This is a genomic window from Kitasatospora sp. NPDC085464 (genome assembly GCF_044541955.1).
GTDB lineage: Bacteria > Actinomycetota > Actinomycetes > Streptomycetales > Streptomycetaceae > Kitasatospora.
Genome location: NZ_JBITTM010000004.1, coordinates 206,384 through 231,116, shown reverse-complemented (window position 1 = coordinate 231,116; position 24,733 = coordinate 206,384). Strand labels below are relative to the sequence as shown.

Annotated in this window: 22 protein-coding genes and 1 riboswitch; of the genes, 10 read left to right on the top strand and 12 right to left on the bottom strand. The window is 75.5% G+C overall.

Annotation, left to right across the window (positions count from 1 at the left end):
• Window positions 1-30 precede the first annotated feature (30 nt).
• Entirely contained in the window at window positions 31-981 is a 951-nt protein-coding gene (locus tag ACIGG8_RS05485) for a zinc-binding alcohol dehydrogenase family protein (protein WP_396545996.1), read from the top strand.
• 104 nt (window positions 982-1,085) lie between these two features.
• Here ACIGG8_RS05485 and ACIGG8_RS05480 read toward each other — a convergent pair whose 3' ends face one another.
• Genes ACIGG8_RS05480 through ACIGG8_RS05470 form a run of 3 tightly spaced genes read right to left on the bottom strand, consistent with a single transcriptional unit; the run spans window position 1,086 to window position 3,880 of the window.
• Window positions 1,086-1,616, bottom strand: a complete 531-nt coding sequence (locus ACIGG8_RS05480; protein WP_350522862.1) for a MaoC family dehydratase — start codon at window positions 1,614-1,616, stop codon at window positions 1,086-1,088.
• Between the two features lie 18 nt (window positions 1,617-1,634).
• The gene (locus ACIGG8_RS05475; protein WP_396545956.1) at window positions 1,635-2,870 is read right to left on the bottom strand and encodes an aminotransferase class I/II-fold pyridoxal phosphate-dependent enzyme; all 1,236 of its coding nucleotides are present in this window, start codon (window positions 2,868-2,870) and stop codon (window positions 1,635-1,637) included.
• A gap of 2 nt (window positions 2,871-2,872) precedes the next feature.
• Entirely contained in the window at window positions 2,873-3,880 is a 1,008-nt protein-coding gene (locus ACIGG8_RS05470; RefSeq protein WP_396545955.1) for an HpcH/HpaI aldolase/citrate lyase family protein, read from the bottom strand.
• Between the two features lie 239 nt (window positions 3,881-4,119).
• Here ACIGG8_RS05470 and ACIGG8_RS05465 point away from each other — a divergent pair, with 239 nt between their 5' ends.
• Window positions 4,120-5,985, top strand: coding sequence for a hypothetical protein (locus ACIGG8_RS05465; protein WP_396545954.1), 1,866 nt, complete (start codon window positions 4,120-4,122; stop codon window positions 5,983-5,985).
• 353 nt (window positions 5,986-6,338) lie between these two features.
• Window positions 6,339-7,418 (top strand): inosamine-phosphate amidinotransferase 1, encoded by a 1,080-nt coding sequence (locus ACIGG8_RS05460; RefSeq protein ID WP_396545953.1) that lies wholly within the window; start codon window positions 6,339-6,341, stop codon window positions 7,416-7,418.
• A gap of 65 nt (window positions 7,419-7,483) precedes the next feature.
• Here the strand turns inward: ACIGG8_RS05460 and ACIGG8_RS05455 are convergent, their stop codons facing one another.
• Entirely contained in the window at window positions 7,484-8,080 is a 597-nt protein-coding gene (locus ACIGG8_RS05455) for a DUF2867 domain-containing protein (RefSeq protein WP_396545952.1), read from the bottom strand.
• Window positions 8,081-8,175: 95 nt separating this feature from the next.
• Here ACIGG8_RS05455 and ACIGG8_RS05450 point away from each other — a divergent pair, with 95 nt between their 5' ends.
• Window positions 8,176-8,733: a TetR/AcrR family transcriptional regulator gene (locus ACIGG8_RS05450; protein ID WP_396545951.1), complete on the top strand. Its 558-nt coding sequence runs from the start codon at window positions 8,176-8,178 to the stop codon at window positions 8,731-8,733.
• An 83-nt stretch (window positions 8,734-8,816) separates the two neighbouring features.
• On the opposite strand, the gene ACIGG8_RS05445 is transcribed toward ACIGG8_RS05450, so the two are convergent.
• The 3 genes from ACIGG8_RS05445 to ACIGG8_RS05435 form a co-directional block, all read right to left on the bottom strand.
• Window positions 8,817-9,416 (bottom strand): hypothetical protein, encoded by a 600-nt coding sequence (locus ACIGG8_RS05445; protein ID WP_350522855.1) that lies wholly within the window; start codon window positions 9,414-9,416, stop codon window positions 8,817-8,819.
• A gap of 552 nt (window positions 9,417-9,968) precedes the next feature.
• A complete protein-coding gene (locus ACIGG8_RS05440; RefSeq protein ID WP_396545950.1) occupies window positions 9,969-11,327 on the bottom strand; it encodes an NRAMP family divalent metal transporter in 1,359 nt (452 codons plus the stop codon).
• Window positions 11,324-12,691 carry a magnesium transporter MgtE N-terminal domain-containing protein gene (locus ACIGG8_RS05435; RefSeq protein WP_396545949.1) on the bottom strand — a complete coding sequence of 456 codons (1,368 nt, stop codon included), beginning with the start codon at window positions 12,689-12,691 and terminating at the stop codon, window positions 11,324-11,326. Before ACIGG8_RS05435 ends, ACIGG8_RS05440 begins: the two co-directional genes overlap by 4 nt.
• Window positions 12,692-13,002: 311 nt before the next feature.
• Window positions 13,003-13,181, bottom strand: a riboswitch (M-box (ykoK) riboswitch).
• A 395-nt stretch (window positions 13,182-13,576) separates the two neighbouring features.
• Between ACIGG8_RS05435 and ACIGG8_RS05430 the strand changes: the two genes are divergently transcribed.
• Window positions 13,577-14,302: a DUF4232 domain-containing protein gene (locus ACIGG8_RS05430; protein WP_396545948.1), complete on the top strand. Its 726-nt coding sequence runs from the start codon at window positions 13,577-13,579 to the stop codon at window positions 14,300-14,302.
• A 188-nt stretch (window positions 14,303-14,490) separates the two neighbouring features.
• Here ACIGG8_RS05430 and ACIGG8_RS05425 read toward each other — a convergent pair whose 3' ends face one another.
• Both ACIGG8_RS05425 and ACIGG8_RS05420 read right to left on the bottom strand, forming a co-directional pair.
• On the bottom strand, window positions 14,491-15,180 hold the full coding sequence (locus ACIGG8_RS05425; RefSeq protein WP_396545947.1) for a phosphonatase-like hydrolase: 690 nt from the start codon (window positions 15,178-15,180) through the stop codon (window positions 14,491-14,493).
• Window positions 15,181-15,184: 4 nt separating this feature from the next.
• Window positions 15,185-15,946, bottom strand: a complete 762-nt coding sequence (locus ACIGG8_RS05420) for a GntR family transcriptional regulator (RefSeq protein ID WP_396545946.1) — start codon at window positions 15,944-15,946, stop codon at window positions 15,185-15,187.
• Between the two features lie 162 nt (window positions 15,947-16,108).
• Between ACIGG8_RS05420 and ACIGG8_RS05415 the strand changes: the two genes are divergently transcribed.
• The gene (locus ACIGG8_RS05415; RefSeq protein WP_396545945.1) at window positions 16,109-17,305 is read left to right on the top strand and encodes a TIGR03364 family FAD-dependent oxidoreductase; all 1,197 of its coding nucleotides are present in this window, start codon (window positions 16,109-16,111) and stop codon (window positions 17,303-17,305) included.
• A gap of 122 nt (window positions 17,306-17,427) precedes the next feature.
• Window positions 17,428-18,117 (top strand): hypothetical protein, encoded by a 690-nt coding sequence (locus ACIGG8_RS05410; protein ID WP_396545944.1) that lies wholly within the window; start codon window positions 17,428-17,430, stop codon window positions 18,115-18,117.
• A 78-nt stretch (window positions 18,118-18,195) separates the two neighbouring features.
• On the opposite strand, the gene ACIGG8_RS05405 is transcribed toward ACIGG8_RS05410, so the two are convergent.
• A complete protein-coding gene (locus ACIGG8_RS05405) occupies window positions 18,196-18,432 on the bottom strand; it encodes a hypothetical protein (RefSeq protein ID WP_396545943.1) in 237 nt (78 codons plus the stop codon).
• Between ACIGG8_RS05405 and ACIGG8_RS05400 the strand changes: the two genes are divergently transcribed.
• From ACIGG8_RS05400 to ACIGG8_RS05390, 3 genes are all read left to right on the top strand, one after another.
• Window positions 18,404-19,150, top strand: coding sequence for a molybdopterin-dependent oxidoreductase (locus ACIGG8_RS05400; protein WP_396545942.1), 747 nt, complete (start codon window positions 18,404-18,406; stop codon window positions 19,148-19,150). The genes ACIGG8_RS05405 and ACIGG8_RS05400 overlap by 29 nt on opposite strands.
• A complete protein-coding gene (locus tag ACIGG8_RS05395) occupies window positions 19,134-19,781 on the top strand; it encodes a cytochrome b/b6 domain-containing protein (protein WP_396545941.1) in 648 nt (215 codons plus the stop codon). Before ACIGG8_RS05400 ends, ACIGG8_RS05395 begins: the two co-directional genes overlap by 17 nt.
• 122 nt (window positions 19,782-19,903) lie before the next feature.
• Window positions 19,904-20,593 (top strand): SDR family oxidoreductase, encoded by a 690-nt coding sequence (locus tag ACIGG8_RS05390; RefSeq protein WP_396545940.1) that lies wholly within the window; start codon window positions 19,904-19,906, stop codon window positions 20,591-20,593.
• 52 nt (window positions 20,594-20,645) lie between these two features.
• Here the strand turns inward: ACIGG8_RS05390 and ACIGG8_RS05385 are convergent, their stop codons facing one another.
• Together ACIGG8_RS05385 and ACIGG8_RS05380 are read right to left on the bottom strand one after the other, a co-directional pair.
• Entirely contained in the window at window positions 20,646-22,385 is a 1,740-nt protein-coding gene (locus ACIGG8_RS05385; protein ID WP_396545939.1) for an ATP-binding cassette domain-containing protein, read from the bottom strand.
• A gap of 250 nt (window positions 22,386-22,635) precedes the next feature.
• Window positions 22,636-24,300: an ATP-binding cassette domain-containing protein gene (locus ACIGG8_RS05380; protein ID WP_396545938.1), complete on the bottom strand. Its 1,665-nt coding sequence runs from the start codon at window positions 24,298-24,300 to the stop codon at window positions 22,636-22,638.
• Window positions 24,301-24,733: the final 433 nt, after the last annotated feature.

Sequence of the window (24,733 nt, the reverse complement as noted above, 5' to 3'; positions counted from 1 at the left end):
GGGATGAGACCGGAGGCGGCCGTGGGCGGGATGCGTGCGACGGTGATCCACCGCTACGGCGGGCCGGAGGAGTTCCGCACCGAGACGGTGCCGGAACCGGTGGCCGGGCCGGGCCAGGTGCTGATCGACGTCACCCTGGCCGGGCTCAACTACGCCGACCTGCACTGCCGCACCGGCGAGTACGCGCGCTACCCGCTGCCGGCGGTGCTCGGCGCCGACGTGGTCGGGCGGCGGCGCGGGGACGGGCGGCGGGTCGCCGCGCTGCTGCGTGCCGGGGGCGGGTACGCCGGGGTGGCCCGCGCCGAGGCGGCGCACACGGTGGAGGTGCCGGACGGCGTCGGCGACGAGCAGGCGCTCGCACTGCTGGAACAGGGCGCGACGGCGTACGGCGCGCTGACCCTGGCCGGGCGGCTGCGGCCGGGCGAGAACGTCGCGGTGACCTCCGCCGCCGGCGGGGTCGGGCACCTGGCGGTGCAGCTGGCCCGGGAGTTGGGCGCGGGGCGGGTGACCGCGCTGGCCTCCACGCCGGAGAAGCGGGAGTTCGCCCGCTCGCTGGGTGCCGACGCGGCCGTCGACCCGGCGGAGCCCGACCTGGCCGAGCGGCTGGCGCGGTCGGGCGGGGTGGACCTGTTCGTGGACCTGGTCGGCGGCCCGGTGCTGCGCGCCGGGCTGGCCGCACTGGCGCCGTTCGGGCGGCTGCTGTCGGTCGGGGCCCGGGGCGGGCCGGAGGAGAGCTTCTCGGTGGACGAGCTGGCCGACCGCTCGGCGGGGCTGGCGGCCTTCTGGCTCCAGCACGTCCTGGCCGACCGGGTGCTGTTCACCGGCATCGCCGAGCAGCTGTTCCGGCTCGCCGCCGAGCGGCGGCTGGTGGCGCGGATCGACCGGACCGTACCGCTGTCCGGGATCGCCGCGGCGCACCGGGCGCTCGCCGCGCGCGAGACCATGGGCAAGGTGCTGGTGGACGTCCGCCACGAGGACTGAGCCGCGGCGCGCGCCGGGCCCGACAGCGCACTGTCGGGCCCGGGGCGCGGTCGGCTCCCCGGGGCGGCCGGTACCCGCAGGCGGCCGGTTCCCCGCGGGGACGGTCAGTACCCGGCGACCTCGTCCAGGCCGTGGCCGCGCAGCGGGACGAGGAAGCTGCGTTCGAAGACCACCACGACCTCGCCGGTGGACTTCGTCCCGGTGGTCCGGCAGCTCACGATGCCCTGCCCCTCGCGGCTCTTGGACAGCCGCTTGGCGAGGGTCTCGGTCTCCGCGTAGAGGGTGTCGCCGGTGAACACCGGGTGGGTCATCCGGATGTTCTCCCAGCCCAGGTTGGCGATGGTGCGCCCGCTCGTCGAGCGGGCGGTCATCCCGCCGACGATGCTGAGCGTCACCAGGCTGGAGACGATCGGCCGCCCCCAGGGGGTGTGCGCGCTGTAGGCGGCGTCGATGTGCAGCGGGGCGTCGTTCATGCTCAGCATGCTCATCAGCACGTTGTCGAGCTCGGTGACGGTCCGCCCGGGGCGGTGCTCGACCACCTCGCCGACCTCGAACTCCTCGTAGTAGCGCCCGACCACCTCGCGGTAGCGGCGCTCGCCGATCCGCCGGTAGCCGGCGGGCTCGGTTGCGTCCATGGCGACTGCCCCCAAGTCCTAGAGATCGGCGGTGAGTTCCTTGACGTGGCCGGCGAACTCGCGGATCAGCCGCTCGTCCATGTCGGCGCGCATCATCAGCCGGAGGCCGGCCTCGCCCTTGGGCACGATCGGGAAGAACACCGCGGAGCTGTAGAAGCCGCGCTCGAAGAGCTGGGCGGACAGCTTGACCGCCCGCTCGGCGTCGCCGACGTCGACCCGGCGCACCGGCAGGCCGTTGCCCGCGAAGGTGGTCGGCAGCAGCTCGTCGAAGAGGTCGATGTTGCGGTTCAACTTCGCCTGGAGATCGGCCAGTTCGGGTGACCGGTGAATGGCGGCGCTGCCCAGCGAGGCGCCGACCAGCGGCAGTGCGACGTTCTGCGACCAGCCGACCGGGCCGGCGTGCCGGTGCAGGAACTCGAACTGCTCGCGGTTGCCGAGCATCGCGACGCCGCCGCCGGTGCCGAAGCCCTTGCCGAGGCTGGCGACGATGACGGTCAGCGGGTTCATCTGCAGCCGGGAGCGGACGAAGCCCTCGCCGCGCTCGCCCATGATGGACAGCGAGTGGGAGTCGTCGATGTAGAGGAACAGCCCGTAGCGGTCCTGGAGTTCGAGCAGGCCGTCGAGGGCCGTCGCGCCGCCCATCGAGTACGCGCCGTCGGCCACGTAGGCGACCCGCGGGTACTTGCGGCAGATGTCCTCCAGGTAGTTCAGGTCGTTGTGCGGGCAGGTCAGCACCAGCGACTCGTCGGCGCAGATCGGCTTCACGTACGCCATGCAGAAGTGGCAGAAGCGGTCGAAGACCATCACCCGGGGCCCGCCGCCGGTCCGACAGTCGCCGTCCAGGTGGCCGGAGGCGATCAGCGGCAGGATGCCGGCGGTGAGCGCGGTGCAGGACGCGCCGGGCAGGATGTGCGCGCCGAACAGCTCGCCCAGCTCCTCCTCCAGGCGCACCAGCAGGTTGTGCCGGATCCGGGTGGTGGAGGTGACCAGCCAGGTGCTGCGGGACTCGGCCAGCGCGTCCACCGCGGCGGCCGCGACCGAGGGGTGGTTGTTCAGGCCCAGGTACGCGCAGGAGACCATGTTGGCGAACTCGTGACCGGTCTCACGGACGATCAGCCGGTTGTTGGACTCCGAGTCCACCGTGATGCCGATCAGGCCGTTGGCGGCGGCCGCCTGCCAGACCGGGTCGGCGCTGGCCAGCATGGCCTCGGCGTTGCGGTACCGGCGCGGGCCGAGGATGGGTTCTTCGGTCATCGTCACTTCTCCGTCGCGTGGTTCGGGGTGTCGGTGGGCGCGTGGCCCGGGGGCGGGCCCTGCCGGTCGCCCTGGGGGTGCTGCGGTCCGGCCGACCGGGGCGATCCGGCCGACCGGGGCGAATCCGGGGGCCGGGGCGATCCGGTCGGTTCCGGCGGGCCGTCGGGCCTCGGCGGGTCGAACTGCTCGATCAGGCGCTGCGAGGCCTCGAAGAACGGCATGCCGACCATCACCCCGTCCACCACGGTGACCGAGCGGCCGTTCTCCAGACCCGCCGCTACCACCCGGCGGGCGCGCGCCAGCAGCTCCTCGTCCGGGCTGAACGTCTCGTTGATCAGCGCGAGTTGGCGCGGGTGGACGGCGATCTTGCCGCTGAAGCCGAAGTCCCGGGCGAGCCCGGCCTCGCGGCGCAGCCCGGCGAGGTCGGTGACCTCGAAGAACGGCGCGTCCATCGCCTCCACCCCCGCGGCCCGGGCGCTGTTGACCACCCGGGCGCGGGCGTGGGCCAGCGCGTCCCAGGAGAGCCTGGCCCCGACCGCGAAGGCGTAGTCGGCCGAGCCGAAGACCAGCCCGCGCAGCCGGTGCCCGGCGGCCGCGATGGCGGGCGCGTGCTCGATGCCCAGCGGCGTCTCCACGACGGCCAGGAACTCCGTCTCCGGGCAGTCCCGGCCGAGCGCCCCGGCGGCGATCTCGATGTCGCGGGGCGACTCCGCCATCGGGACCAGTACGAGGTCCGGCTTGACGCGGTACCGGGTGATGGCGATCAGGTCGCGCAGACCGTCCGGGCCGGACAGCGTGTTGATGCGCACCGCGCTGCGCGCGAGCTTGGTCGACGGCAGCGCGAAGAACTCCTCGGCGAGCCGGCGGGCCTCCTCCTTCCGGGCGGGTGGGACCGAATCCTCCAGATCGACCATGGCGATATCGGCCCCGGACTGGTGGCTCTTGGTGTACCGCTCCACCGCCATCGCGGGTGTGGACAGTAGGGAACGGCAGTACCGCGTGAACTTCATGGATGTCTCCGAAGTCAGCGAAGGCTGCGGGTCCCGGTTCTATCCCACCGGCTTTGTTCGGCGCCGTGCGGCTGGACATTGAACATCAACTCGGAACAACCGACCCGCACGCACCATTGTTTGACGCCAACCGTCCTGTGCATGATGAATCACCGGGGGATGGACACGAGCCGCGTGCGACGCGCGTGGACACGTGAGCACAGGTTCAGGACACCACTTCACCGAAGAAGGGGGGCGTCGTGCCGCGTCGGGAAAGTCCTCTGGACCCCGGGGACGCGCCGCTGCTGCGGTTCGCAGGCGATCTGCGGGCCCTGCGGGAACGCGCCGGAAGTCCGCCGTACCGTCAACTCGCCGTACGGGCGCACTGTTCGGCGGCCAGTCTGTCGGTGGCTGCGGGAGGCCGGCGGCTGCCCAGCCTCGCCGTCACCCTCGCCTATGTGCAGGCCTGCGACGGGGACGTGCGGGAGTGGCGGCACCGGTGGCAGTTACTGGCCGCCGAGCTGGCCGCCGAGGCCGCCTCCCGGCGGCGCGCCCAGGACGCCGGGCGCGCCCCCTACCCCGGCGCGGCGGCGTTCGAGGCGGTCGACGCCGAGCGGTTCTTCGGCCGCGAGGCGCTGCTGGACCGGCTGGTTGCCCTGCTGGCCGATCGGCGTCTGGTGATCGTGGCCGGGCCGTCCGGGGCGGGGAAGTCCTCGCTGGTCAGGGCCGGTCTGCTGGCCCGGCTCGGCGGCTCGCCCGCGGTCGGCGCGGCAGTCGGTGCGGCGGCCGGGCGGGGCGGGGCCGGCGGGCGGTCCGGGGCCCGGGGCGGCCCGGGGCGGTCTCCGGCCTCCGGCGGCGGTGTCCCGGTGGCGCTGCTGACGCCCGGCGAACGACCCATGGAGGCGTACGCGCTCGCGCTCGCCCGGCTCGGGCAGCGAGCCGGGGAGGCGAGGCGCGACGCGTCCGGACCGACGGCCGGCGACCCGGTGCTCGTGGTGGACCAGGGCGAGCAACTGCTGACCCGCTGCCGGGACTCCGCCGAGCGGGCGCGCTTCCTGGACGCCCTGGTGGCGACGGCCGCGGGCGGTCCGGTCGAGGCCTGGGCCGGGCTGCCGGTGCCGGCCCCGGCCCGCTGCCGGGTGGTGCTGGTGGTCCGCTCGGACCAGAGCGGGCCGCTGCTCGCCGGGCACCCCGGGCTGGCCGACGCCGGGCGCCTCGGCGTGCTGGCGGTGGGGCGCCCGGCGCCGGACGACCTGCGGCGGGCGATCACCGAACCGGCGCTGCGCTCCGGCTGCACCGTCGAGGGCGCGCTGCTGGCCGTCCTCATCTCGACCGCCGCCCAACAGCCGGGCGCGCTCCCGCTGTTGTCCGCGGCGCTGCTGGAGACCTGGCGGCGGCGCAGCGGCAACGCGCTCACCCTGGCCGGGTTCCAGGCCACGGGAGGCTTCGAGGGCGCGCTGGCCCGGACGGCGGAGTCGCTGTACAACGGGCTGGAGGCGGCCGACCGGGCGCGGGCGCGGGCGGTGTTCCTGCGGCTCGGCGGGGAACTGCTCGGCGGGGAGTTGCCCGGGTCCGGAGCGGGCGCGGGCGCGATGGCGCTGGACGACGGGCTGGCGTCCTGCGGCGAGCTGGTGCCGGGCGGTGACGAGGGCACCCGCAAGCCGGTCCGGCGGGCCGAGTTCGACGATCCCGGTGTGCCGGAGGTGCTGGAACGGCTGGTCCGGGCACGGCTGGTGGTGGTGGACCGGGACATCGTCGAGCTTTCCCACCACGCCCTCCCGCAGGCCTGGCCGAGACTGCGCGGGTGGCTGGCGGAGGGACAGGAGGCGCTGGGGGAGCAGCGTCGGCTGACCGCGGCCGCGCGCGGCTGGGCGGCTGCCGACCGGGATCCGGAACTGCTCTACCGGGGCGTCCGGTTGGAGGAGCTCAGACGGCGGGTGGCGGCCGGCGAGCTGGCCGCGGCCGGGGTCGAGCGGGCCTTCCTGGCGGCCTCGGAGCGGGCGGCCGCCGCCGAACGGCGCCGGGCGCAGCGGCAGAACCTGGCGGTGGCGTCGGTCGCCGCGGCGGGCGGGGCGCTGCTGGCCCTGGCCGGCGGGAGCCGGATCCGCCGGGCGTGGCGGTGGTGAGGGCCGGGCGGCGGGAGGGAACGGTCGGGTGGGTCCTGGCCGCAAGCCGAGCGTTGATCGGCGCCGGGGCACGGGAGTTGAACAACGGACGGATCGGTCGGAGGTTCGTCGGAGCGGCGTGTGCGGTGCCGATCACGGTCCTTGCGCCGCCGTCTTCCGGCCGGGTAGCTTGACCGTCGATCCCGGCCCGTCGAAAGGCGAATTCGGCTGCCCGGCCGGTGATTTCCCGTAGGCCGTGCTCGACCGGAGACAGTCCGGCGGTCCATCCGTACCGATGTCCATGGCCGGTTCCGCGCAGCCCGGGGGCCTCGCTTCGCGGTGCCCGTCCCTAAAACCCGTGTCAAGGGGGAGTCATGTCCAATTCGGCCCGTCCGGTCCACAGCTGGGACGAGTTCACCACACTGCGGGAGGTCGTGGTCGGCAGCGCCGTCGGCGCCCGGCTGCCCGAGCAGACCGAGCCGTCCTCGTGGCTGTCCTGCTTCCCGAAGACCAGCGCCGCCGACCTCGCCTCGATCGAGGTCGGGCCCTACTCGCAGCAGGTCGTGGAGGAGACCGAGGAGGACCTGGACGCGCTGGTGGCCACCCTGCGCGGCCTCGGCGTCACCGTCCACCAGCCCGAGGCGGTCGACCACGCGGCCGAGTTCGCCTCGCCGCTCTGGAAGGCCGACGGCGGTTTTCACTCCTACTGCCCGCGGGACCTGACCCTGGTGGTCGGCGAGACGGTGATCGAGGTGGCGAGCCCGATGCGGCAGCGCTACTTCGAGGTCTTCGGGCTGCGCGGACTCTTCCAGGACTACCTGCGCCGCGGCGCCCGCTGGCTGGCCGCCCCCCGGCCGCAGTTGAGCGACGAGCTCTTCGAGTACGACGAGGACGGGCTCCCGCTGCTGGGCGAGGCCGAGCCGGTCTTCGACGCCGCGAACGTGCTGCGGCTCGGCCGGGACGTGTTCTACCAGGTCTCCCGCAGCGGCAACGAACTCGGCCTGCAGTGGCTCGAATCCACCCTCGGCCTGCTCGGCGACGGCGGCCTGCGGCTGCACCCGCTGCGCGACATCTACGGCTACACCCACATCGACAGCACCATCGCGCTGCTGCGGCCGGGGCTGGTGCTGCTCAACCCGGAGCGGATCAGCCCGGAGACCGTCCCGGAGCCGCTGCGCGGCTGGGACGTCCTGTGGTGCCCGCCGGCCGAGCCCACCGGGGACACGCCCGAGCACGCGCTCAGCGAGAGCTGGATCAGCATGAACCTGCTGATGGTCTCCCCGGACACGGCGATCGTCGAGTCCGGCCAGGAGAGCCTGATCAAGCTGCTGGAGCACTCCGGGATCACCGTCCTGCCGCACCGGCTGCGGCACTCCCGGGTGCTCGGCGGCGGCTTCCACTGCGTCACCCTGGACATCCGGCGCGACGGCGGGCTGGAGGACTACCTGTCCTGACCCCGTTCGGGGAGCGGTGCCCGACCGGCGGCCGTGCGCCGCCGGCCGGGCCCGCCGTGGCACCGTCAGTTCGCGTTCTTTCCCGGTGTGTTCGCCTGCCAGGTGCGGCCGACCGAGCGCAGCAGGGCGGGGTACACCAGGAGGTGCCGGAAGGGCTTGATGGCGGCCATGTAGAGCGTGCCGAGCGCCCCGTTCGGCTTCACCAGGACGGCCATCCGGCCGCGGTGGCCGACCGGTCCGTCCGGCACCCAGCCGAGGTGCAGCACCGCATGCACGGTCCGGTTGGCCAGTTCGGCGGCCCACTCGTCGTCCAGTCGGTAGAGGGAGGCGAACCCGGACGTGCCGAGGTCCGGGCCGCGCCGGCCGTCCCGGAGGTCCGCCGGGAGGCGGTCGCGCAGGGTCGGCGGCCGGGTGCCGGGGCGCGGCTCGTCCCAGTGGAACAGGGCGCCGAGCCGGTGGCGGACGGCGAAGAGCGCCCGCGAGGCCGCGCTGTCGCCGAGCATCCCGCCGGTCATTCCCTCGGCGAACTGGCGCACCAGCCGGTCGAAGTCGTCCGGTCCGCCGGGGGTGGGCAGGTCCCAGACGTCCTCGACCGCGAAGTCGTGGGCGATCCCGTGGATCCGCCAGGGCAGGTCGGTGTGCGCGGTTCGGGGAAGTCTCACGGCCGGACCCCAATCTATACGGTGACGTATAGATCCAGCATAGGGTCATTTATACGCTGCCGTATACTCGCCCTCGACGCGAGGAGGAGCACGGCATGGGCGCGATCCGCACGCCGCGGGAGAAGTGGATCGAGGAGGGCCTGCGGGCGCTCGTCGCGGGCGGCCCCGAAGCCGTCCGGGTGGAGGTCCTCGCGCAGTCCCTCGGCGTCACCAAGGGCGGCTTCTACGGGTACTTCCGCAACCGGGACGCGCTCCTCTCCGAGATGCTCGACACCTGGGAGTACGAAGTCGCCGAGGGTGTGATCGAGGAGGTCGAGCGCGGCGGGGGCGACGCCAGGGCGCGGCTCCACCGGCTGTTCGCGGTCGTCGCCGCCTCCGAGGGGCCGGTCCGGGGCGCCACCGCCGACCTGGCGGTCCGCGAGTGGGCCCGCCGGGACGCGGCCGTCGCCGAGCGCCTGCGGCGGGTGGACAACCGCCGCATGGCGTACCTCCGTTCGCTCTACTCCTCCTTCTGCACCGACGAGGAGGAGGTCGAGGCCCGCTGCCTGATGACCGTGACCCTGCGCATCGGCAGCCACCTCCACGCCGCCGACGACGGCCCGTACGCCCGGGCGGACGTGACGGCGCGGATCCTGCGGCGGCTGCTGGAGTAGCCCGCCGCCGGACGGACCGCGCGGCGACGGGAGCGGGACGCCGGCCCGGCCGGCCCCGCTCCCGCGCTGCGCCGCGGTCCCGCTCAGCCCAGCAGGAGGAACTTGGTGGACGGGACGCCCTGGTAGAAGCTGCAGTCGGTGTTCTGGGTGGTCGTGCTGTACGTGAAGCCCTTGGGGACGTCACAGGCCCAGAGGCCGTTCACCGGCGTGCGGAGGTGGAAGGCGTTGGACTGCACGCCCTGCTGGAGGCTGCAGGACAGGCCCCAGGTGATCCGGTCGTAGGTGAACGCCGGGGTGCCGACGCAGGCCGTGAGACCGTCGACCGGCGTGCGCAGGTGGTACTGGTTGGACTGGACGCCGCTCTGCTGGCTGCAGGCGAGCCCCCAGGTGATCTGGTCGTAGACGAAGCCGGGCGCGCTGACACAGGCCGTCAGGCCGTCGACGGGGGTGCGCAGGTGGAACTGCGGCGAGTTCCAGCTCCCGCCGCCGCTGCAGGAGCGGTTCATCGACACCTGGTCGTAGACGTACCCGGACGGGACGGTGCAGGCCCAGGCGCCGTCCAGCCCGGTGGTGGCGGCGCTCGCGGGGGTGGTCCCGGCCGTGCCGGGGAGCAGCAGGGCGAGGGCGGCGGCCAGTGCGCCGGACAGGAGGCGTGCGGGGCGGATGCGTGCGGCAGTCGACATGGCTCTCCCAGGATGGTGGCCGGAAGGGGCGTGGGACGGGGGCGCGGTACGCGGAGTGCCGGGCGGGCAACGGGAGTTGCGGCCCGGCGTCGGTTCTAGCACGGTGGTGTCGCGCCGACGTCGTGCCGTCCTCGTGCCCGCGTCGTGCCTGCATCGTGCCCGGGTCGTGCCCGCTTCGTGATCCGGCGGGGGCCGATCCGGTCCGCGGCTCGCGCCGCCCGTCGGCTCGACCGGACGCGTCGGCGAGGTCACCGGATGCCAAGGTGTGCAGCGCGGTAGCGTTGAGTGGACATGGCATGTACGCTGCGTATCGCTGGTTGAACACCATGCGGGCCTGGTTGCCACTCCGTGGGGGGAGTCGCATCCAGGCCCGGGCGCCGGCCAAGGGCCCGGCCGTCGCTCGTGGGGGAGCGTCGGCTGGGCCCGTCGGTGGGCTGTCCTCGTTATGCCCGGCCGGACGGTGTTTCAGTCATGACAATCCGTCGGAGTCTTCGCGGCGGGGTCCGGCGGCCCGCCGCCGGCCGCTGACGACCGGGGCCCGCGCGGGCCGGCTCAGCCGAGGCCGAACCAGCCGAGGACGGTCTGGACGAGCAGGATCGTCGACATGGCGGCCACGCCGACGACCACGGCGGTGGCCGCGATGCGGTAGCGCGGACCGTTGGCGGCCTCGCCGAGGACGGCCCGGCGGTTGGTCAGCACGAGCAGGTAGACCAGGACGATCGGGCTGATCAGCCCCTGCAGGACCTGGGTGCCGATCAGCAGTTGGATGACGTCCACCGGGGTCAGCGCGACCACGGCGCCCAGGGCGATCTGGGCGGTGAACACCCCGAGGAACAGCGGCGCGTCGCGGAAGCTGCGGGAGACCGAGCGCTCGACGCCGGCCGCCTCGCCGACGGCGTAGCTGGCCGAGAGCGGCACCACGGCGCCGGCCAGGGCGGAGGCCCCGATCAGACCGAAGGCGAACAGCAGCTCGGCGCCGTGCCCGGCGACCGGCTTCAGGGCCTCGGCGGCCTGCGCGGCGGACTCCAGGGGGCCGCTGCCGCCGATCGCCGAGGCGGTGGCGATGATGATGGTCAGGCTGATCACGCAGGCGAACACGGCGCCGAGCACGGCGTCGGCCCGGATCAGCTTGTAGTCGGCGGGCTTGGCACCGCGGTCGACGACCCCGGCGGCGGCGTAGAACTGCATGTAGGGGCTGACGGTGGTGCCGATCAGCGCGACGGCCAGCAGGATGAAGTCCTTGCCGGGCTCCAGGTGCGGGACGACCAGGTGCTCGCCCAGCCGCCCCCAGTCGGGGCTGCCGAGCACCATGGCGACGGGGTAGGCGAAGAACGCCAGCGACATGATCAGGAAGATGCGCTCGGCCCACTTGTAGGAGCCGAACAGCACCAGCGACCAGAGCAGCACGGCGGCCGGCGGGACGACCGCCCACTTGGGCACGCCGAGCAGCTCGAACGCCGCGCCGATCCCGGCGAACTCGCTGACCACCAGGCCGGTGTTGGCCAGCAGCAGGCAGAACACCGCCAGGGCGGTCAGGCGCAGGCTGAACTGCTCGCGGATCAGCGCGCCCAGCCCCTTGCCGGTGTGGGCGCCCAGGCGTACCGCCATCTCCTGCACCATCACCAGCGCGACGGTGACCAGCACCATGAAGAACAGCGTGCCGTACGTGAACTGGGAGCCGGCGCTGGCGTACGTCGCGATGCCGGCGGCGTCGTTGCCCGCGTTGGCGGCGACCAGGCCGGGGCCGGCGATCATCGCGACGGCGGCCAGCCGGCGGATGCCCCGGCGGCGGGCCGGGGCGGACGGCGCCGGGGCCGGGTGCGCGCCGTCCGGTCGGGTGTCGCTGTCCGGGCGGGTGCCGGACTCGGCGCGGTTGCCGCCGTCCGGGCGGGTGTCGAGGTCGCGGGTCACTTGAGGAGCCTCCGGAAGTGCAGGCGCCCGCGCTCGGGCAGCAGCGTGTCGAGGATGTCGTCGGCCAGGACGCGGCCGAGCGGGCGGCCGGTGTGGTCGACCACCAGCAGCGAGGTGGCCCGGGCCGCGATCAGGCGATCGGCGGCCTCGGCGAGCCGGGTGTCGGGCGGGACGGTCACCGGCGGGCCGAACTGGGCCAGCCAGGCCACCAGATCGGCGACCACCGCGGTGTCCTCCGCGACGGCCAGGTCGAACAGGGGGAGGTCGCCGAGCAGCCGGCCGTCGTCGTCCAGCACGGCCACCGCGTCGATGTCGGTGCGGTGGTCGGCCTGCGCGGCGAGCTCCGCCCGTACCCGGGCGATGGTGTGCGCGGGGCGGGCGGTGACCAGCAGGGTGGTCATCGCTCCGCCCGCGGTGCCCTCGCGGTGGGTGAGCAGGGCGCGCAGCTCGGCGGCCCCGGGCGCGGTCATCCGGGCGAGCAGGTTCTCGCGCTCGCCGGGGTCGAGGTCGCGCAGGGCGTCGGCGGCCTCGTCGGGCTCCATCTCGTCGACCAGCCGGGCGGCGTGCTCGGGCGGGGCTTCGCGGAGCAGGTTCTCCAGCTCGGCGGGCTCCATCTCCTCCAGGGCGTCCGCGGCCTGCTCGGGCTCCAACCAGCCGAGCAGCTGCTGGCGTTCGTGGCGGCCGAGGTCCTCCAGGATGTCGGCGAGGTCGGCCGGGCGCAGCCGGTGCAGCGCGGAACGGGAGGCGCGCAGCCGCACCTCGGCGGGCCCGTGGGTGGCCTGCTCGCCGAACGGTGCGACGGACTGCCAGTCCAGGACGCGCTCCGGGGTCGGGCGGATCTGCCAGCGGCGCGGGCCGAGGCGGCGCAGCAGGGTGGGCAGGGAGACGTCGACGCCGACCAGGACGGTGCGGGCCGCCAGCGGGGCCAGGTAGAGGTCGGCGGCGCGGGTGACCTGCACGCCGTCGACGTCGACGAGTTGATGGTCCAGCACGTCGCGGGCGAGCAGCACCTCGCCGGGCCTGCGGTTGAACTCCCGGAGGTCCACCCGGGCGGTGCGCAGCCGTACCCGGCCGGTCAGGATCCGGTCGACGGCGTCGGCGGCGATGAAGGCGCGGCGGCGGCCTATCCGGATGATCAGGCCGGTGACGGGCGGGTACGGCTCCGGCCCGTAGAGCCGGGCGACCACGTCGACGACCCGGCCCATCTCCTCGCCGGCCTGGTTGGCGACCGTGCCGCCGATCAGCCCGGCGAGCGAGACCAGGGAGGAACGCACGGCCCGGGACACCGTGGTGCGGTGCTCGGCGTCGACCGTGCGGTCGCGCAGCCGGGCCGTGGCGGACGTGAACAGGGTGGTGGCAGCCACGAGGAAAGACCCCCTCGCCCCGGACGGTTCGGGGCATGCGGGCCGCCCGACGGCACGCCACCGCGTGCCCCGACCGCGCGGGCGGTTCCGGGCGCACGCCGAGGCGTCCCGCGCGGGACGGGACGGCAGGGCGGGGCCGGACCGGTTCGGTCAGGGCAGGAGGGGGCGCCTCGGACGGCGGAAGGACGGCGAGGACAGCACGGGAATGGGCCGACTATGGCCAGGACTTCCGTCCATCACGCCTCCCTCCCGATCTCGGCCGCGCATCGGCGTCGCGGCGGCACGGCAGGGGGAGACCGGCGTCACCGCCGGGTGCACCCCCACTCGTCAGAGCTTTGGCACTCCACGGCGTGTCCCTGGTCGCGAGCGACGGGAAGCCACTTGGGGTCACCCCTTGGGCCGGGGAGACCTGTCCTGATCCGGAGCGTCTCTCGACGGGTGGGATCAGTGGCCTGTGTCCGTGAAGACGCCTCACCGAACGAGGTGTCTGTATGAAGCGGCCCCAGGTTAGGCCCCCGCCGCGCGCCCGGCGAAACCCTTGACCGGACCTTGACCCCGCGCTGACCTGCGGGGGAGCCGCCGGGCGCAGCCCGGGGCCCGGTGCCGGACGGTTCCGTGCGCGGGCGCACCGGCCGGTGACGGGGTCTCATCATCCGAACGGAACGGAACGGAACGGAACGGAATGGAACAGAACGGGACGGGACGGGACGGGACGGACGGAGCGGACGGGCCCGACCGGTCGTCACCGTGCGACGGGGGTCTCCCGATTCCGTCACCGTCCTGTCACACCCGCGCGCTCCGGGAACCGGCACCGGAACGGCGGTGTGTACGGGGCAGGTGCCCGCAAGGGCCGGCACCGCTCCATCTTCGTCCCTCGGGGGAACCATGCAGGACACGCAGTACCGGAAGCAGACCCGAAGAGCCGCGGTCGCCGTCGTCTCGGCCGCCACCGCCGCCCTGCTCGTCACGGCCTGCGGGCCGGGGAACGACGGATCCGGGCCGGCCGCGGCGCCGGCCGCGGCGGCCACCGTGACGCAGACGGCGCCGGCCCCCGCCCCGACCGCGCCGAGCACCACGCACCCGGCCCCCGGCAAGGGCGCCACGGCGTCCGGGGCGCCGGCCACCGGGACCGCGCCGGCCACCGCATCCCCGTCCGCCGGAACGGCCGCGGCCTGCGCGGCCACCGACCTGACGGTGGAGGCCCACCAGGCGAAGCAGCGCCCCGACGGAACCGGGGTGGGAGCGGCGATCGTCGCGTTCACCAACACCTCGGCGCACCCGTGCACGCTGCAGGGCTTCCCGACCGTCGCCGGGGCGGCCAACGGCTCCCCGGACCACAACGCCCCGCTCGCGGTGACCCACAGCGGTACCGCCACCCCGGTCCGCGTGGCCCCGGGCGGGAAGGCCTGGGTGAAGCTCACCTTCGTCCAGGTACAGGGCGAGGGCGACGGCGGCTGCGACTCCGGGGCCACGCCGGTCGCCTACCCCACCCTCGTGGTGGGCCTGCCGGGCGGCGCGGGAGCGCACCAGGTGGCCCTGGACGACGGCCTCTTCGCCGAGTGCGACAACAAGGTGACCACCACCGCGCTGCTGGCCACCAGCCCGTCCTGACGGGACGTCCGCCGCGGCGGTCCCGGCCGGCCGCCGCCGCAGCCCCACCGACCGACGCATGAGCCGCCCGGGCGTACGCCCCGGCGGCTCACGGCTTCAGCGGCTCACCCGGCGGTGAGGTCGGTCAGTGGGATGACGGCGGCGGGATCACGGCGGCGGGGTCACGGCGGCCGGGTCGGGCGGTGCGGTCAGGCCGTCGGCCGGGCCTCGGGGAGCGCCGGGATGTCGGCGACGCTGTCCAGCACGTAGGTGTGCGGGCGCCCCTCGAAGTCGTCGCGGCCGAGCTCCCCGGTCAGGACGCCGATGACCACGCCGGCCCCGGCGTTGGCGCCGGCCTCGACGTCGACGACGGTGTCGCCGGCGGCCAGCACCCGGCGGGTGTCGATCACCCCGGTCTTCTCCATCGCCCGGTGGATCATGTGCGGCGCCGGGCGCCCGCGCGGGACCTCGTCCGAGGTGACCACGGCGTCGAGGTTGCCGCCCTCGCCGGTGGACCAGCCCAGCGACTCCAGCAGCGGGTACGCGACGTCGTCGCTGAAGCCGGTGGTCAGGGCCACCTTGATGCCGCGTCGGCGCAGCTCGGCCAGGGCGTCCTCGACACCGGCGATGGCCTGCGGGGGAGCGGCCCGGTAGGCCTCGCGCAGGAACTCCGCGAAGGCGGCGTAGCCGTCCTCGACGAGCTCCGGGGTCGGGGTGCCCCCGCCTATGCGGACCAGGGCGGCGATGGCCTCGCGCTTGTCGGTGCCCATCCAGGTCTGGAGGTCGGCCTCGGTGACGGCCACTCCGCTGCGCTCGACGGCGGTGCGCAGCGCCCGGTAGACGGCACCCGCCTCGTTGATGGTCGTTCCGGCCATGTCCAGGACGGCGAGCTCGATCACGGTGTCAGTCCTCTTCGGTGCGGTAGCGGCCGATGACGGTTCGGCCTTCGATGGTGTTCTCGATGGTGAAGGTGGCCATGGCGGGCAGGTAGCGGTCGTCCGCGTCCTCCAGCGGCACGCCCCGGCTCGACGTGGTGAGCCGGCGGACGCGCAGCAGCGGGGCGCCGACGGCGATCCGGAGGAGTTCGGCGTCCTGCGGCTCGGCGGCGACGGCGTCGATGGTGTGCCGGGCGCGGTGCAGGTCGACCTCGCGGCGCAGCAGTTCCTCGTAGACGGATCCGCTGTCCGGGTCGAAGTCGAACAGGATGCGCCCGACCTCGTGGACGAAGGTGGAGCGTTCCAGCATGGCCGGGACGTCGTCCAGCAGTCGCAGCCGGACCAGTTCGACGACGGGTGCGCCCTCGGCGAGGCCGAGCCGGGCGGCCGCCTCCGGGGTCGCCCGGCGGCGGGCCACCTCGACGGTGGTCTGCCCGGGCTCGCGGCCGATGGTGCGGGCCCACTGGGTGAAGGACAGGAAGGTGCCGAACGGCTGGGAGGGCGCCGTGCGGCGGGCGACGGGCGGCTTCCCGCGGCCGCCGACCAGACTGCCCTCGTGGCGCAGCATGGCCAGGGCCTGGCGGACCGGGCCGCGGGAGGTGCCGAACTCGGCGCAGAGCTGCGACTCGCTGGGCACCGGCAGGCCCTCGGGCCACTGGCCGGACTCGATGCGGCGTTGGAACTCGGCGCCGAGCCGTTGGTGGAGCGGAAGCTCGTCACTTGTCTTCATAAGTCGACTATGACACCCGACGGCGGAAGTTCTCAAGGCGGGCCCACCTGGTCGTTTCTCCTGGTGGAGGGTTCTCGCCCGAGGTCGTCGCGCGGGTGAACAGACGGTAACTTGTACATACATGTCTTGACGGCGATGCCGACGACCCCGGAACCTGGAGCCATGAGCAGCAGCACCACACCCACGACCGCCCCCGCCTCCTCCCGTACGCGCGCACCGGGCACGCCCGGCCGCAGCGACGTGGTGATCGTCGGCGCCGGCATCATCGGCCTCGCCCACGCCTTCGAGGCACTGAGCAACGGGCTGTCCGTCACCGTCGTCGACCGCGACAGGCAGCCCGTCGGCGCCTCGGTCCGCAACTTCGGCCACTGCTGCATCAGCGCCCAGGACGGCGGCCTGCTCGCCCTCGCCCAGCGCTCCCGGCCCGGCTGGCTGCGCGCCGCCGAAACCGTCGGCATCTGGGCCGAGCAGGCCGGCACCCTGGTGGTGGCCCGGTCCGCGACCGAGGCGGCCGTCCTGGAGGAGCTGCGCGACGAGCGCGGCGGCGACGCCGTCGAGCTGCGCACCGCCGCCCGGACGGCCGCGCTGCTCGGCCGCGCGGACGATGCCGCCGGCGACCTGGTGGGCGGCGCGTTCCTGCCCGCCGACCTGCGCGTCAACCCGCGCGAGGCGGCGCCCGGCCTGGCCCGCTGGGTGGCCGAGCAGCCGCAGGGCCGGGTCCTGTGGGGCACCGCCGTCACCGGCGTCGAGCCCGGGACGGTCCACACCACGCGCGGGCCGGTCCACGGCGACCGCATCCTGATCTGCGTCGGCCACGACCTGGACTACCTGTTCCCCGACATCGCCGAGGGCCACGGGATCCAGCGCTGCCGCCTCACCATGGCACGGGCCGCCGCCCCGGCCGGCTTCCGCACCTCCTCCGCGGTGCTGACGGCCACCTCGATGCTCCGCTACGACGCCTTCACCTCCCGCCCCTCGGCCGCCCTGCTGCGGGAGGAGGTCCTGGGCCACAGCCGCGAACTGCTGGACATCGGCGCCAACGTGATGTTCACCCGACTCCCGGACGGCACGGTCCTGGTCGGCGACTCGCACCACTACGACGCCACCACCACGCCGTTCGTCGACGAGCGCACCCACGAGCTGCTGACCGACGCGGTCGCCCGGGTGCTGGGCGTGGAGCGCCTGCGGGTCCTCGAACGCTGGCAGGGCGTCTACGCCAGCAGCCCCCGCGGGCCCCTGCTGGTGCGCGACCTGGCCCCGGGGGTGCGCGCCATCTCCGTCACCTCGGGCATCGGCATGACGCTGTCCTTCGGCCTCGCGGCCGCCACCTTCGACGGCACCCTCGCCCCGACGGCCTGATCGCCGGCCGGTCACGCCGGCTGGTCGCGCCGTCCGATCGACCCGCCCGGTGGCACCCGCCACCGGGCGGAGCCGTTCCTCGGCGCCCTCCGCTGACAGTGCCGCATGGCACAGTTCGTCCCATGAACCTCACGACCGCACCGCACAGTTGGGACCAGGCCGTCGCCCTCTTCGAGCGCCGCGGCCTGCCCCGCTCCTCCTACGAGAACCTCTACGAGGAGCAGTACGACGTCCACGCCGGTGCGCTGGCGATCGAGGGCCACCTCGACCTCGACGCCGCCGAGCCGGACGGCACCGGCTACATCGTCGACGGTGACCTCGACGTCACCGGCGCCGTGCTCAACACCGACGACGGCTGCCCCGCGCTGATCGTCCTCGGCGACCTCCGGGCGGCCGCCGTCTACCTGGAGGGCGACGCCAAACTCCTCGTCCGCGGCGATGTCCACGTCGAGGCCTTCGTCGGCCACATGACCGACAAGCTGGTGATGCTCCACGGGGACCTGCACGCCCGGGTCACGGTGCTGTCCGCCGAGTTCGCCCCCGACCTCGTCGCGGGCACCCTGCACGGCCCCGTCCTCGCACCGGCCTACCTCGCCGACTCCGCCGCCGAACCGCCCCGCCCCGCCGAAACGGTGCTGGTGCCCGAGGTCCTGGCCGGCGCCGACGACGACCCCGACGACCTGCGCGGCTTCGACGCGCCCGGCGTCCACGGCGGCCGGCTGCTCAGCCGCATCGAGTCCGGTCTGCCCGTCACCCTGGCGGGCTCCGGCTCCGGTGCCGCCCCGGTGGCCGAGCGGCCCGCGGCGGGCTGATCCCCGCAGCGGGCCGGGTCTACCGGGGGAGTTCAGGTTCGGGCCGGGGCACCGGTGGAGCCCCGGCGTGGTCCGGGGTCAGGGCCAACCGGTCGGCCGTGCACCCGCCGTGGCCGCGGCGGCCGCGATCGAGGCGCAGGCGCGCCGGACCGCCGCGGCCGCCCAGCCGGAGGGCAGCGGCCCCTGCGCCCTCAGGACGGCGGCCTGCCGCTGGAGTTCGCGCAGCGCGCTGCCCTGGGCACCGGAGAGGTCCGCGGGCCCGGCGCAGCCGGAGGCGTCGGGCGGGTTGAGCCCACCCGCTTCGACCTGGTCCAATCGGGCCGTGAAGAGAACCGAGCGCCCCGAGGGCACACCCGTGGGCCGCCGGGTCGTGCTGGGCCTGCTGGGGCTGGGCGCGGCCGGTGTGGCGGCCGGCCCGTACCTCCAGCGCGCCCAGGACGCCGTCACCGCCTCGGACCCGACCGGGGTGACCGGGCTGCTGCCGGGCGGCGGCGTCTTCCGGTACTACTCTGTGGCCTCCTCGGTGCCGACCCGCACCGCGGAGACCTACACGCTGACGGTGGACGGCCTGGTGGAGCGCCCGACGAGCCACCGGCTCGCCGATCTGCAGGCGATGCCGCAGCAGCGGCTCGTCCGCGACGTCCAGTGCGTGACCGGCTGGCGCGTCCCGGACACGCCCTTCGAGGGGGTGTCGCTCGCGCACCTGCTGGACGCGGCCGGGGTGCGGCCCGGCGCGAGGGCGGTGTCGTTCAGCTGCTTCGACGGCACGTACACCGAGAGCCTCACCCTGGAACAGGCCCGCCGGGACGACGTGCTGGTCGCGCTCAAGCTGCAGGACGCCCCGATCACGCACGCCCACGGCGGCCCGGTGCGGCTCTACGTCGCACCGATGTACTTCTACAAGTCCGCCAAGTGGCTCTCGGGCATCACCGTCACCGACGCGGTGCGCCCGGGCTACTGGGAGGGCAACGGCTACGACGTCGACGCCTGGGTCGGCCGGTCGAACGGGCGGGACGATGCGCCGACGAGCTGAGCTGGTCCTCCGTTTCACCCGCGCCGAGCGCTGGGTGCACCGCACGACCGCCGCCCTGATGCTGGTCTGCCTGGCGAGCGCGGCCTGCCTCTACCTGGCGCCGCTGGCCGAACTGGTGGGCCGCCGCCACCTGGTGGTGACCGTGCACGTCTGGTGCGGCCTGGCGCTGCCGGTCCCGCTGCTGCTCGGGCTCACCTCCCGGGCGCTGCGCGCGGACGCGACCCGGCTGAGCCGCTTCACCCCGGCGGACCGGGCCTGGCTGCGCGCCGTGCGCAGGCGCGAACCGCACCGCCCGGCGGGCAAGTTCAACGCCGGACAGAAGCTGTACGCGCAGTGGACGCTCGGATCGATGCTGGTGATCCTGGGCACCGGTCTGCTGATGTGGCTCACGCACCTGTCGCCGCCGGCCTGGCGGACCGGGGCGACCTTCGTCCACGACTGGTTCGCCCTGGCCATCGCCACCGTGGTCGCCGGGCACGTGCGGATGGCGGTGGCGGACCGGGAGTCACGGCTGGGGATGCGGACCGGCCTGGTGGAGCGCGCGTGGGCGGCGCGGGAGCACCCGCAGTGGGAGTACCGGCCGTCGGAGCGCCCGCAGCGGGAGCCCGCCGCTTCCTCCGAACACCCGTGACGAATCGACGGGGTGACGGGATGACGGAGTGACCGGGTGACGGCTCCGGCCTTCCGGACCCGGCTGCCAGGACGGCGGGAAATCGCCGTTCCGACGCGGTCACGGTGGGTAAGGGGGCCGGCATGGGCGTTCATCTCATCACCGGTGCGGGCTCGGGAATCGGCGCGGCGGTCGCCGGGGTGCTCACGGAGCGGGGCGAGGACCTCTGGCTGCTGGCCAGGGACGAGGCCCGGGCGGAGGAGCTGCGGTCGCGGTTCCCGGGGAGCCGCACCCTGGCGGCGGACCTCGCGGAGCCGACGACGCTGGCGGCCGCGCTCGGGAAGCAGGAGCTGCCGGAACGGCTGGACTCGCTGATGCACGTCGCCGGGACGCTGGAGCCCGGCACGGTCGCGGACCTCGACCCGGCGGTGTGGCAGGGCATGCTGGCGGTCAACTGCGTGGCCCCGGCCGAGCTGACGCGCGTGGTGCTGCCCGCGCTGCGGGCGGCTGCGGGCCGGGTGGTGTTCGTGAACTCCGGCGCAGGGCTGCACGCGCCGCCCGGTCTGGGAGGCTACGCGGCCTCGAAGTTCGCGTTGCGGGCGCTGGCCGAGTCGCTGCGGGCGGAGGAGTACCGCAACGGCGTGCGGGTCACCACGGTCTTCCCGGGGGAGGTCGACACCCCCATGCAGGCCCGGCTGCACGGCGCGCTCGGCCTGCCGTACGACCCGGACATCTGCCTCGCCGCGGAGTCCGTGGCCGCGGCCCTGGTCGGGGTGCTGGACTTCCCCGCGGACGGCACGCTGAGCGAGCTGACGATCCGGCCGGGCTGCTGAACGGCGGGCGCGGCCGGGGCCGGCGGGCCCCGGCTGACCCCGGCCCGCTCCGTCAGCTCCCGCGGGAGGGCGGCGCCGTGAGCCCGTCGGGTTCCGGTTCGCCGGTCAGCCGGCGGTAGGCAGGCACCTCGGCCAGCAGGCTGCGGTGCGCGCCCAGCCGGGGCCGCGACCCGTCCAGGAACAGAACCCGGTCCGCGCGGGCGGCCGGGCCGGTCCGGTGGGTGATGGTCACGACCGTGCCGGGCCGGGAGCGGAAGGCCTGCTCGACCCGCCGTTCCGCGGTCGCGTCGAGGTGACGGGTCGCCTCGTCGAGGATGACGAGGCGCGCCTCGCAGAGGTGCGCACGGGCCAGCGCGATCAGCTGGCGTTCGCCGGGCGACAGCGCGGCCGGGGCGAGGTGCCCGTCCGGTCCGCCCAGCCGTTCCACCAGGGACCGCGCGCCGACGGCGTCGACCGCGTCGAGCACGGCCGCCGTCGCGGCGTGCGGTGACAGCCACCGGAGGTTCTCCGCGACCGTCCCGGTGAAGACGTACGGATCCTGGGGGAGCAGGACCCGGGCCCGGGCGAGGTCCGGGCCGGTCAGCCGGGCGGGCGCGACCCCGCCGAGCAGCACCCGGCCGTCGTCCGGGGTCACGACGCCCGCCAGGACGTCGGCGAGCGTGGACTTGCCGATGCCCGACGGGCCGACGACGGCGAGGTGTTCGCCGTCGCGCAGGGCGAGGTCGAGCCGGTCGAGGACCGGGTCCGCGTCGGCGCCGTAGGCGAAGCAGACGCCGGAGAGCACGACCGAACCGTCCACGGGGAGGGGGCCGGTGGGTGCCGCCGCTGCGTCTCCGGGCGTACCGTCGCCGGGCGTTCCGTCGCCGGGCGTTCCGTTCGCGGAGGGCTCCGGACGGCTCGCCCCGGCGAGGCGGTCGGCGGCCACCGCCAGCCGGAGCCAGGAGGTGCCGGCGCCCTGCACCAGCAGCCGCAGGGCCGGTTCCAGCGTGCCCGTCAGGTACGCCAGCACGCCGACCACCGCGCCCGGGGTCAGCCCCCGGCCGACCAGGCCCGGCGCCGCCAGGACGACCAGCAGCAGCGGCAGGTGCGCGCCCAGGGACACGATCAGCCGGCGCGCGCCCGCGAGCCGGGCCAGGGCCAGGCTGGCCGCCTCGTTCGCCGCGACGGTGGCCAGCACCTCGCGCTCGGCCCCGTCGCGGGCGCCGCACGCGACCAGGTCGCGCAGTGCCCGCAGGACGTCGGCGCAGGACCGCGCCAGCTCCTCCTCCGCCGCGAAGGCCTCCCGCTGGCGCCGGGCGGTGGCCGGGGCGAGGGCCGCGAAGGCGAGCAGCGACAGCAGCAGCGGGCCCGCGATCAGCGCGGCGGCGGCCGGGGCGAGGGCGGCGCTGCCGGCCACCACGGCGACCGCCGTCAGCGCGAAGTGGGACACCACCAGCAGTTGTCCCGCGACGGTGTCCCGGACCACCTCGACCTGGCGGGTGAGCCGGGCGACCGCGACCGCCCCCGAACCGTCCGGTCGCCCGGGCGCGGCCGCGGCGTCGTGGAGCATGCCGGACACCACCCCGCCCAGCAGCCGGTCGCGCATCGGCTCGACGACCTCGGCCAGCCACGGGTACGCCTGCCGTGACGCCCACGCGCCGGCCAGCGAGACCACGGCGAACAGGGCGAGCCAGCCCGCCGCCTGGGCCGGCCGGCCGGCGATGAAGCCGCGGTCGACCGCCAGCGCCAGCGCCTTGCCCGACACCAGCGCCGGCGCCGCCGAGAGCAGTGACCAGGCGAGGAGCCGGAGCACCGCCGGCCGGCTCCGGGCCAGTGCGGAACGCAGCAGGTGCAGGGCCGGTCGGTGCGGTCGATCCCGCGGGTGGGGCCGTTCCGGCGGGTGCGGTCGTTCCGGGCGGCGAGCGGTGGACGGGGGCATCGGGGCACCTTCCCGGGCGACGGGCCGTGGGTGACGTGGCGGGGGTGGCAGCGGGTGACGGGGCAGCAGGTGACGGGCCGGCGAAGGGCGGCGGGCGCGCGGAGGCCCGGGAGGCCGGACCGCGTCAGTCCTGCGGGCCGCCGCCGAACAGGGCCCGGTAGGCGGGCACGCCGGAGAGCGCTTCGTGCGTGGACTGCGCGTGGACCCGGCCCGCGCGGAGCCAGACCACCGCGTCGGCGTGGGCGGCCACCGCGGCCCGCCGGGTGACCACCAGCCGGGTGCGGTCGCCGGCCTCGTCCCGCAGGGCCTGCAGCACCCGGTTCTCGGTGGCCGCGTCCAGGGAGGAGGTCGCGTCGTCCAGCACGAGCAGCCGGGCGTCGCGGGCCAACGCCCGTGCGATTCCCAGTCGTTGGCGCTCCCCGCCGGAGAACGGGGCCCGGCTCAGCGAGGTGCGGTAGCCCTCCGGGAGGCGGCGGACGAACACGTCGGCCGCGGCCGCCCGGGCGGCCCGGTGCAGGCGTTCCGCCGGGCCGGGCGGCAGGCCCAGGCCGATGGCGTCCGCGACCGTCCGGCCGGGCAGGGCGGGATCGGCGAAGGCGCAGGCGACGGCCGTGCGCAGCTCGTCGGGGTGGACGGCGGGCAGCGGGACGCCGTCCAGCAGGACGGTCCCGTCGTCCGGGTCGAGCAGGCCGGCGGCGACGGCGGCGAGCGCGGCGGTGGCGGCGTCGTCGGCACCGACCGCGGCGATCCAACTCCCGCCGGGGACGGTCAGGTCGAGCCGGTCGAGGACGGGGCCGCCGGGCCCGTGGACGACCACCCCGCGCAGCTCCAGGCGTCCGCCGCCGCCCGCGGCGGCCGGCAGCGGACGGGTGCCCGGGGCGCGGACCGGGGCGTCCAGCAGCTCGGTGAGCCGGGCGGTCCCGGCGCGGGCCCGGGAGACGTCGAGCAGGCTCTGGGCGGCGCCGAACCCGCCGAGCCCGATGCCGGTGTAGCCGAGCGCGGCCAGCAGCCCGCCGACGGACAGCGCGTGGGCGCCCACCGCGGTTCCGGCGGCCGCCAGCACGGCGAGTTGGGTCGCCGGGGCGAGCAGGGCGGAGCACCAGGCGATCCGGCGCTGGCTGTCCCAGAGCTCCCGCCCGTGCCGGGACAGCGCGGGGACGGGGCGCAGGACGCGCGCGATCTCGCGGTCCACCGCGTGCGCGGCGGCGATGCTGCGGCTGCCGGAGACGGCGTCGAGCAGCCGGACCGCGATGTCGGCCTGCGCCTGCTGGTACCCCTCGCCGAGCCGGGTGGTCCGGCGCAGCTGGCGGCGGATCGCCGCGTACCCGAGCGGGGCGGTGCCGAGGAAGGCGAGCGCGGCGGTCGGCGCGAGCACCGCCAGGGCCACCAGGGCCGCTACGGCCATGGCGAGTTGGGCCACGGAGTAGACCACGGCCGGGGCGGCGAGGGCGGCCTGCGGGGCGCTGGCGGTCAGCCGCGCCGCGACGTCGCCGACCGGGAGCCGGTGCGCCCCGAGCGGGCTGCCGGCGAGCACCCGGCGCACCGCGTGCTCGCGCAGGCGTGCGGTGGCGTCGGTGGAGATCGCGGGGCCGGCGTACTGGCCGACGGCCTCGGAGCCCGCGAGCAGGACGAGCGTCCCGGCCAGCGGCAGGACGCCCCGGGCGCCCGCGCCGGCCAGCGCCGCGTCGACGGCATGGGCGAGGACGGCGGGGAGGGCCAGGGTCGCGCCCGTGCTGGTGGCGACGGCGAGGGCCATGACGGCCGACCGGCGGTGGGTGAGGGCGAGCACCTGGCGCAGGCCCGTGGTCCGCCCCTTCCCGCTTCCGGGCCGCGCGGGGTCCGGGCCGGGGGGATCGGCCCGGGGAGGGCCGCCGCGCGGTGCCGGGCCGGCCGGCGCGGGTGCCGTACGGACCGGATTCGTGTGGTCAGGATCCGTGTGGTCAGGATCCGTACGGGCGGGATCCGTGCGGAGCGCCGCGGGCGGGGTGGGTTCGGTCGGCACGGGTGACCTCCGGACGGGTGCCTCGCCCGGCCCGGGAACCGGGACCGGGCCGGGGAGGGCCGGGAAGGGCGGGAAGGGGCCGTAACGGGAACCGGGCCCCGGTCGCGTGACCGGGGCCCGGTGGCGTGCGCGGGGGGGCGGGCCCCCCCCCCCCCCGGCCCCCGCCCCCCCCCCCCGCCCCCCCCCGGGCAACCCCCGGGCGCGGGGGTCGACCAGGGGC

Bases quoted from the DNA above. Each gene is read 5' to 3' on its own strand.
- ACIGG8_RS05485 (WP_396545996.1), top strand. From the start codon at position 31: ATGCGTGCGACGGTGATCCACCGCTACGGCGGGCCGGAGGAGTTCCGC.
- ACIGG8_RS05480 (WP_350522862.1), bottom strand. From the start codon at position 1,616: ATGGACGCAACCGAGCCCGCCGGCTACCGGCGGATCGGCGAGCGCCGC.
- ACIGG8_RS05475 (WP_396545956.1), bottom strand. From the start codon at position 2,870: ATGACCGAAGAACCCATCCTCGGCCCGCGCCGGTACCGCAACGCCGAG.
- ACIGG8_RS05470 (WP_396545955.1), bottom strand. From the start codon at position 3,880: ATGAAGTTCACGCGGTACTGCCGTTCCCTACTGTCCACACCCGCGATG.
- ACIGG8_RS05460 (WP_396545953.1), top strand. From the start codon at position 6,339: ATGTCCAATTCGGCCCGTCCGGTCCACAGCTGGGACGAGTTCACCACA.
- ACIGG8_RS05450 (WP_396545951.1), top strand. From the start codon at position 8,176: ATGGGCGCGATCCGCACGCCGCGGGAGAAGTGGATCGAGGAGGGCCTG.
- ACIGG8_RS05445 (WP_350522855.1), bottom strand. From the start codon at position 9,416: ATGTCGACTGCCGCACGCATCCGCCCCGCACGCCTCCTGTCCGGCGCA.
- ACIGG8_RS05430 (WP_396545948.1), top strand. From the start codon at position 13,577: ATGCAGGACACGCAGTACCGGAAGCAGACCCGAAGAGCCGCGGTCGCC.
- ACIGG8_RS05420 (WP_396545946.1), bottom strand. From the start codon at position 15,946: ATGAAGACAAGTGACGAGCTTCCGCTCCACCAACGGCTCGGCGCCGAG.
- ACIGG8_RS05415 (WP_396545945.1), top strand. From the start codon at position 16,109: ATGAGCAGCAGCACCACACCCACGACCGCCCCCGCCTCCTCCCGTACG.
- ACIGG8_RS05410 (WP_396545944.1), top strand. From the start codon at position 17,428: ATGAACCTCACGACCGCACCGCACAGTTGGGACCAGGCCGTCGCCCTC.
- ACIGG8_RS05395 (WP_396545941.1), top strand. From the start codon at position 19,134: ATGCGCCGACGAGCTGAGCTGGTCCTCCGTTTCACCCGCGCCGAGCGC.
- ACIGG8_RS05390 (WP_396545940.1), top strand. From the start codon at position 19,904: ATGGGCGTTCATCTCATCACCGGTGCGGGCTCGGGAATCGGCGCGGCG.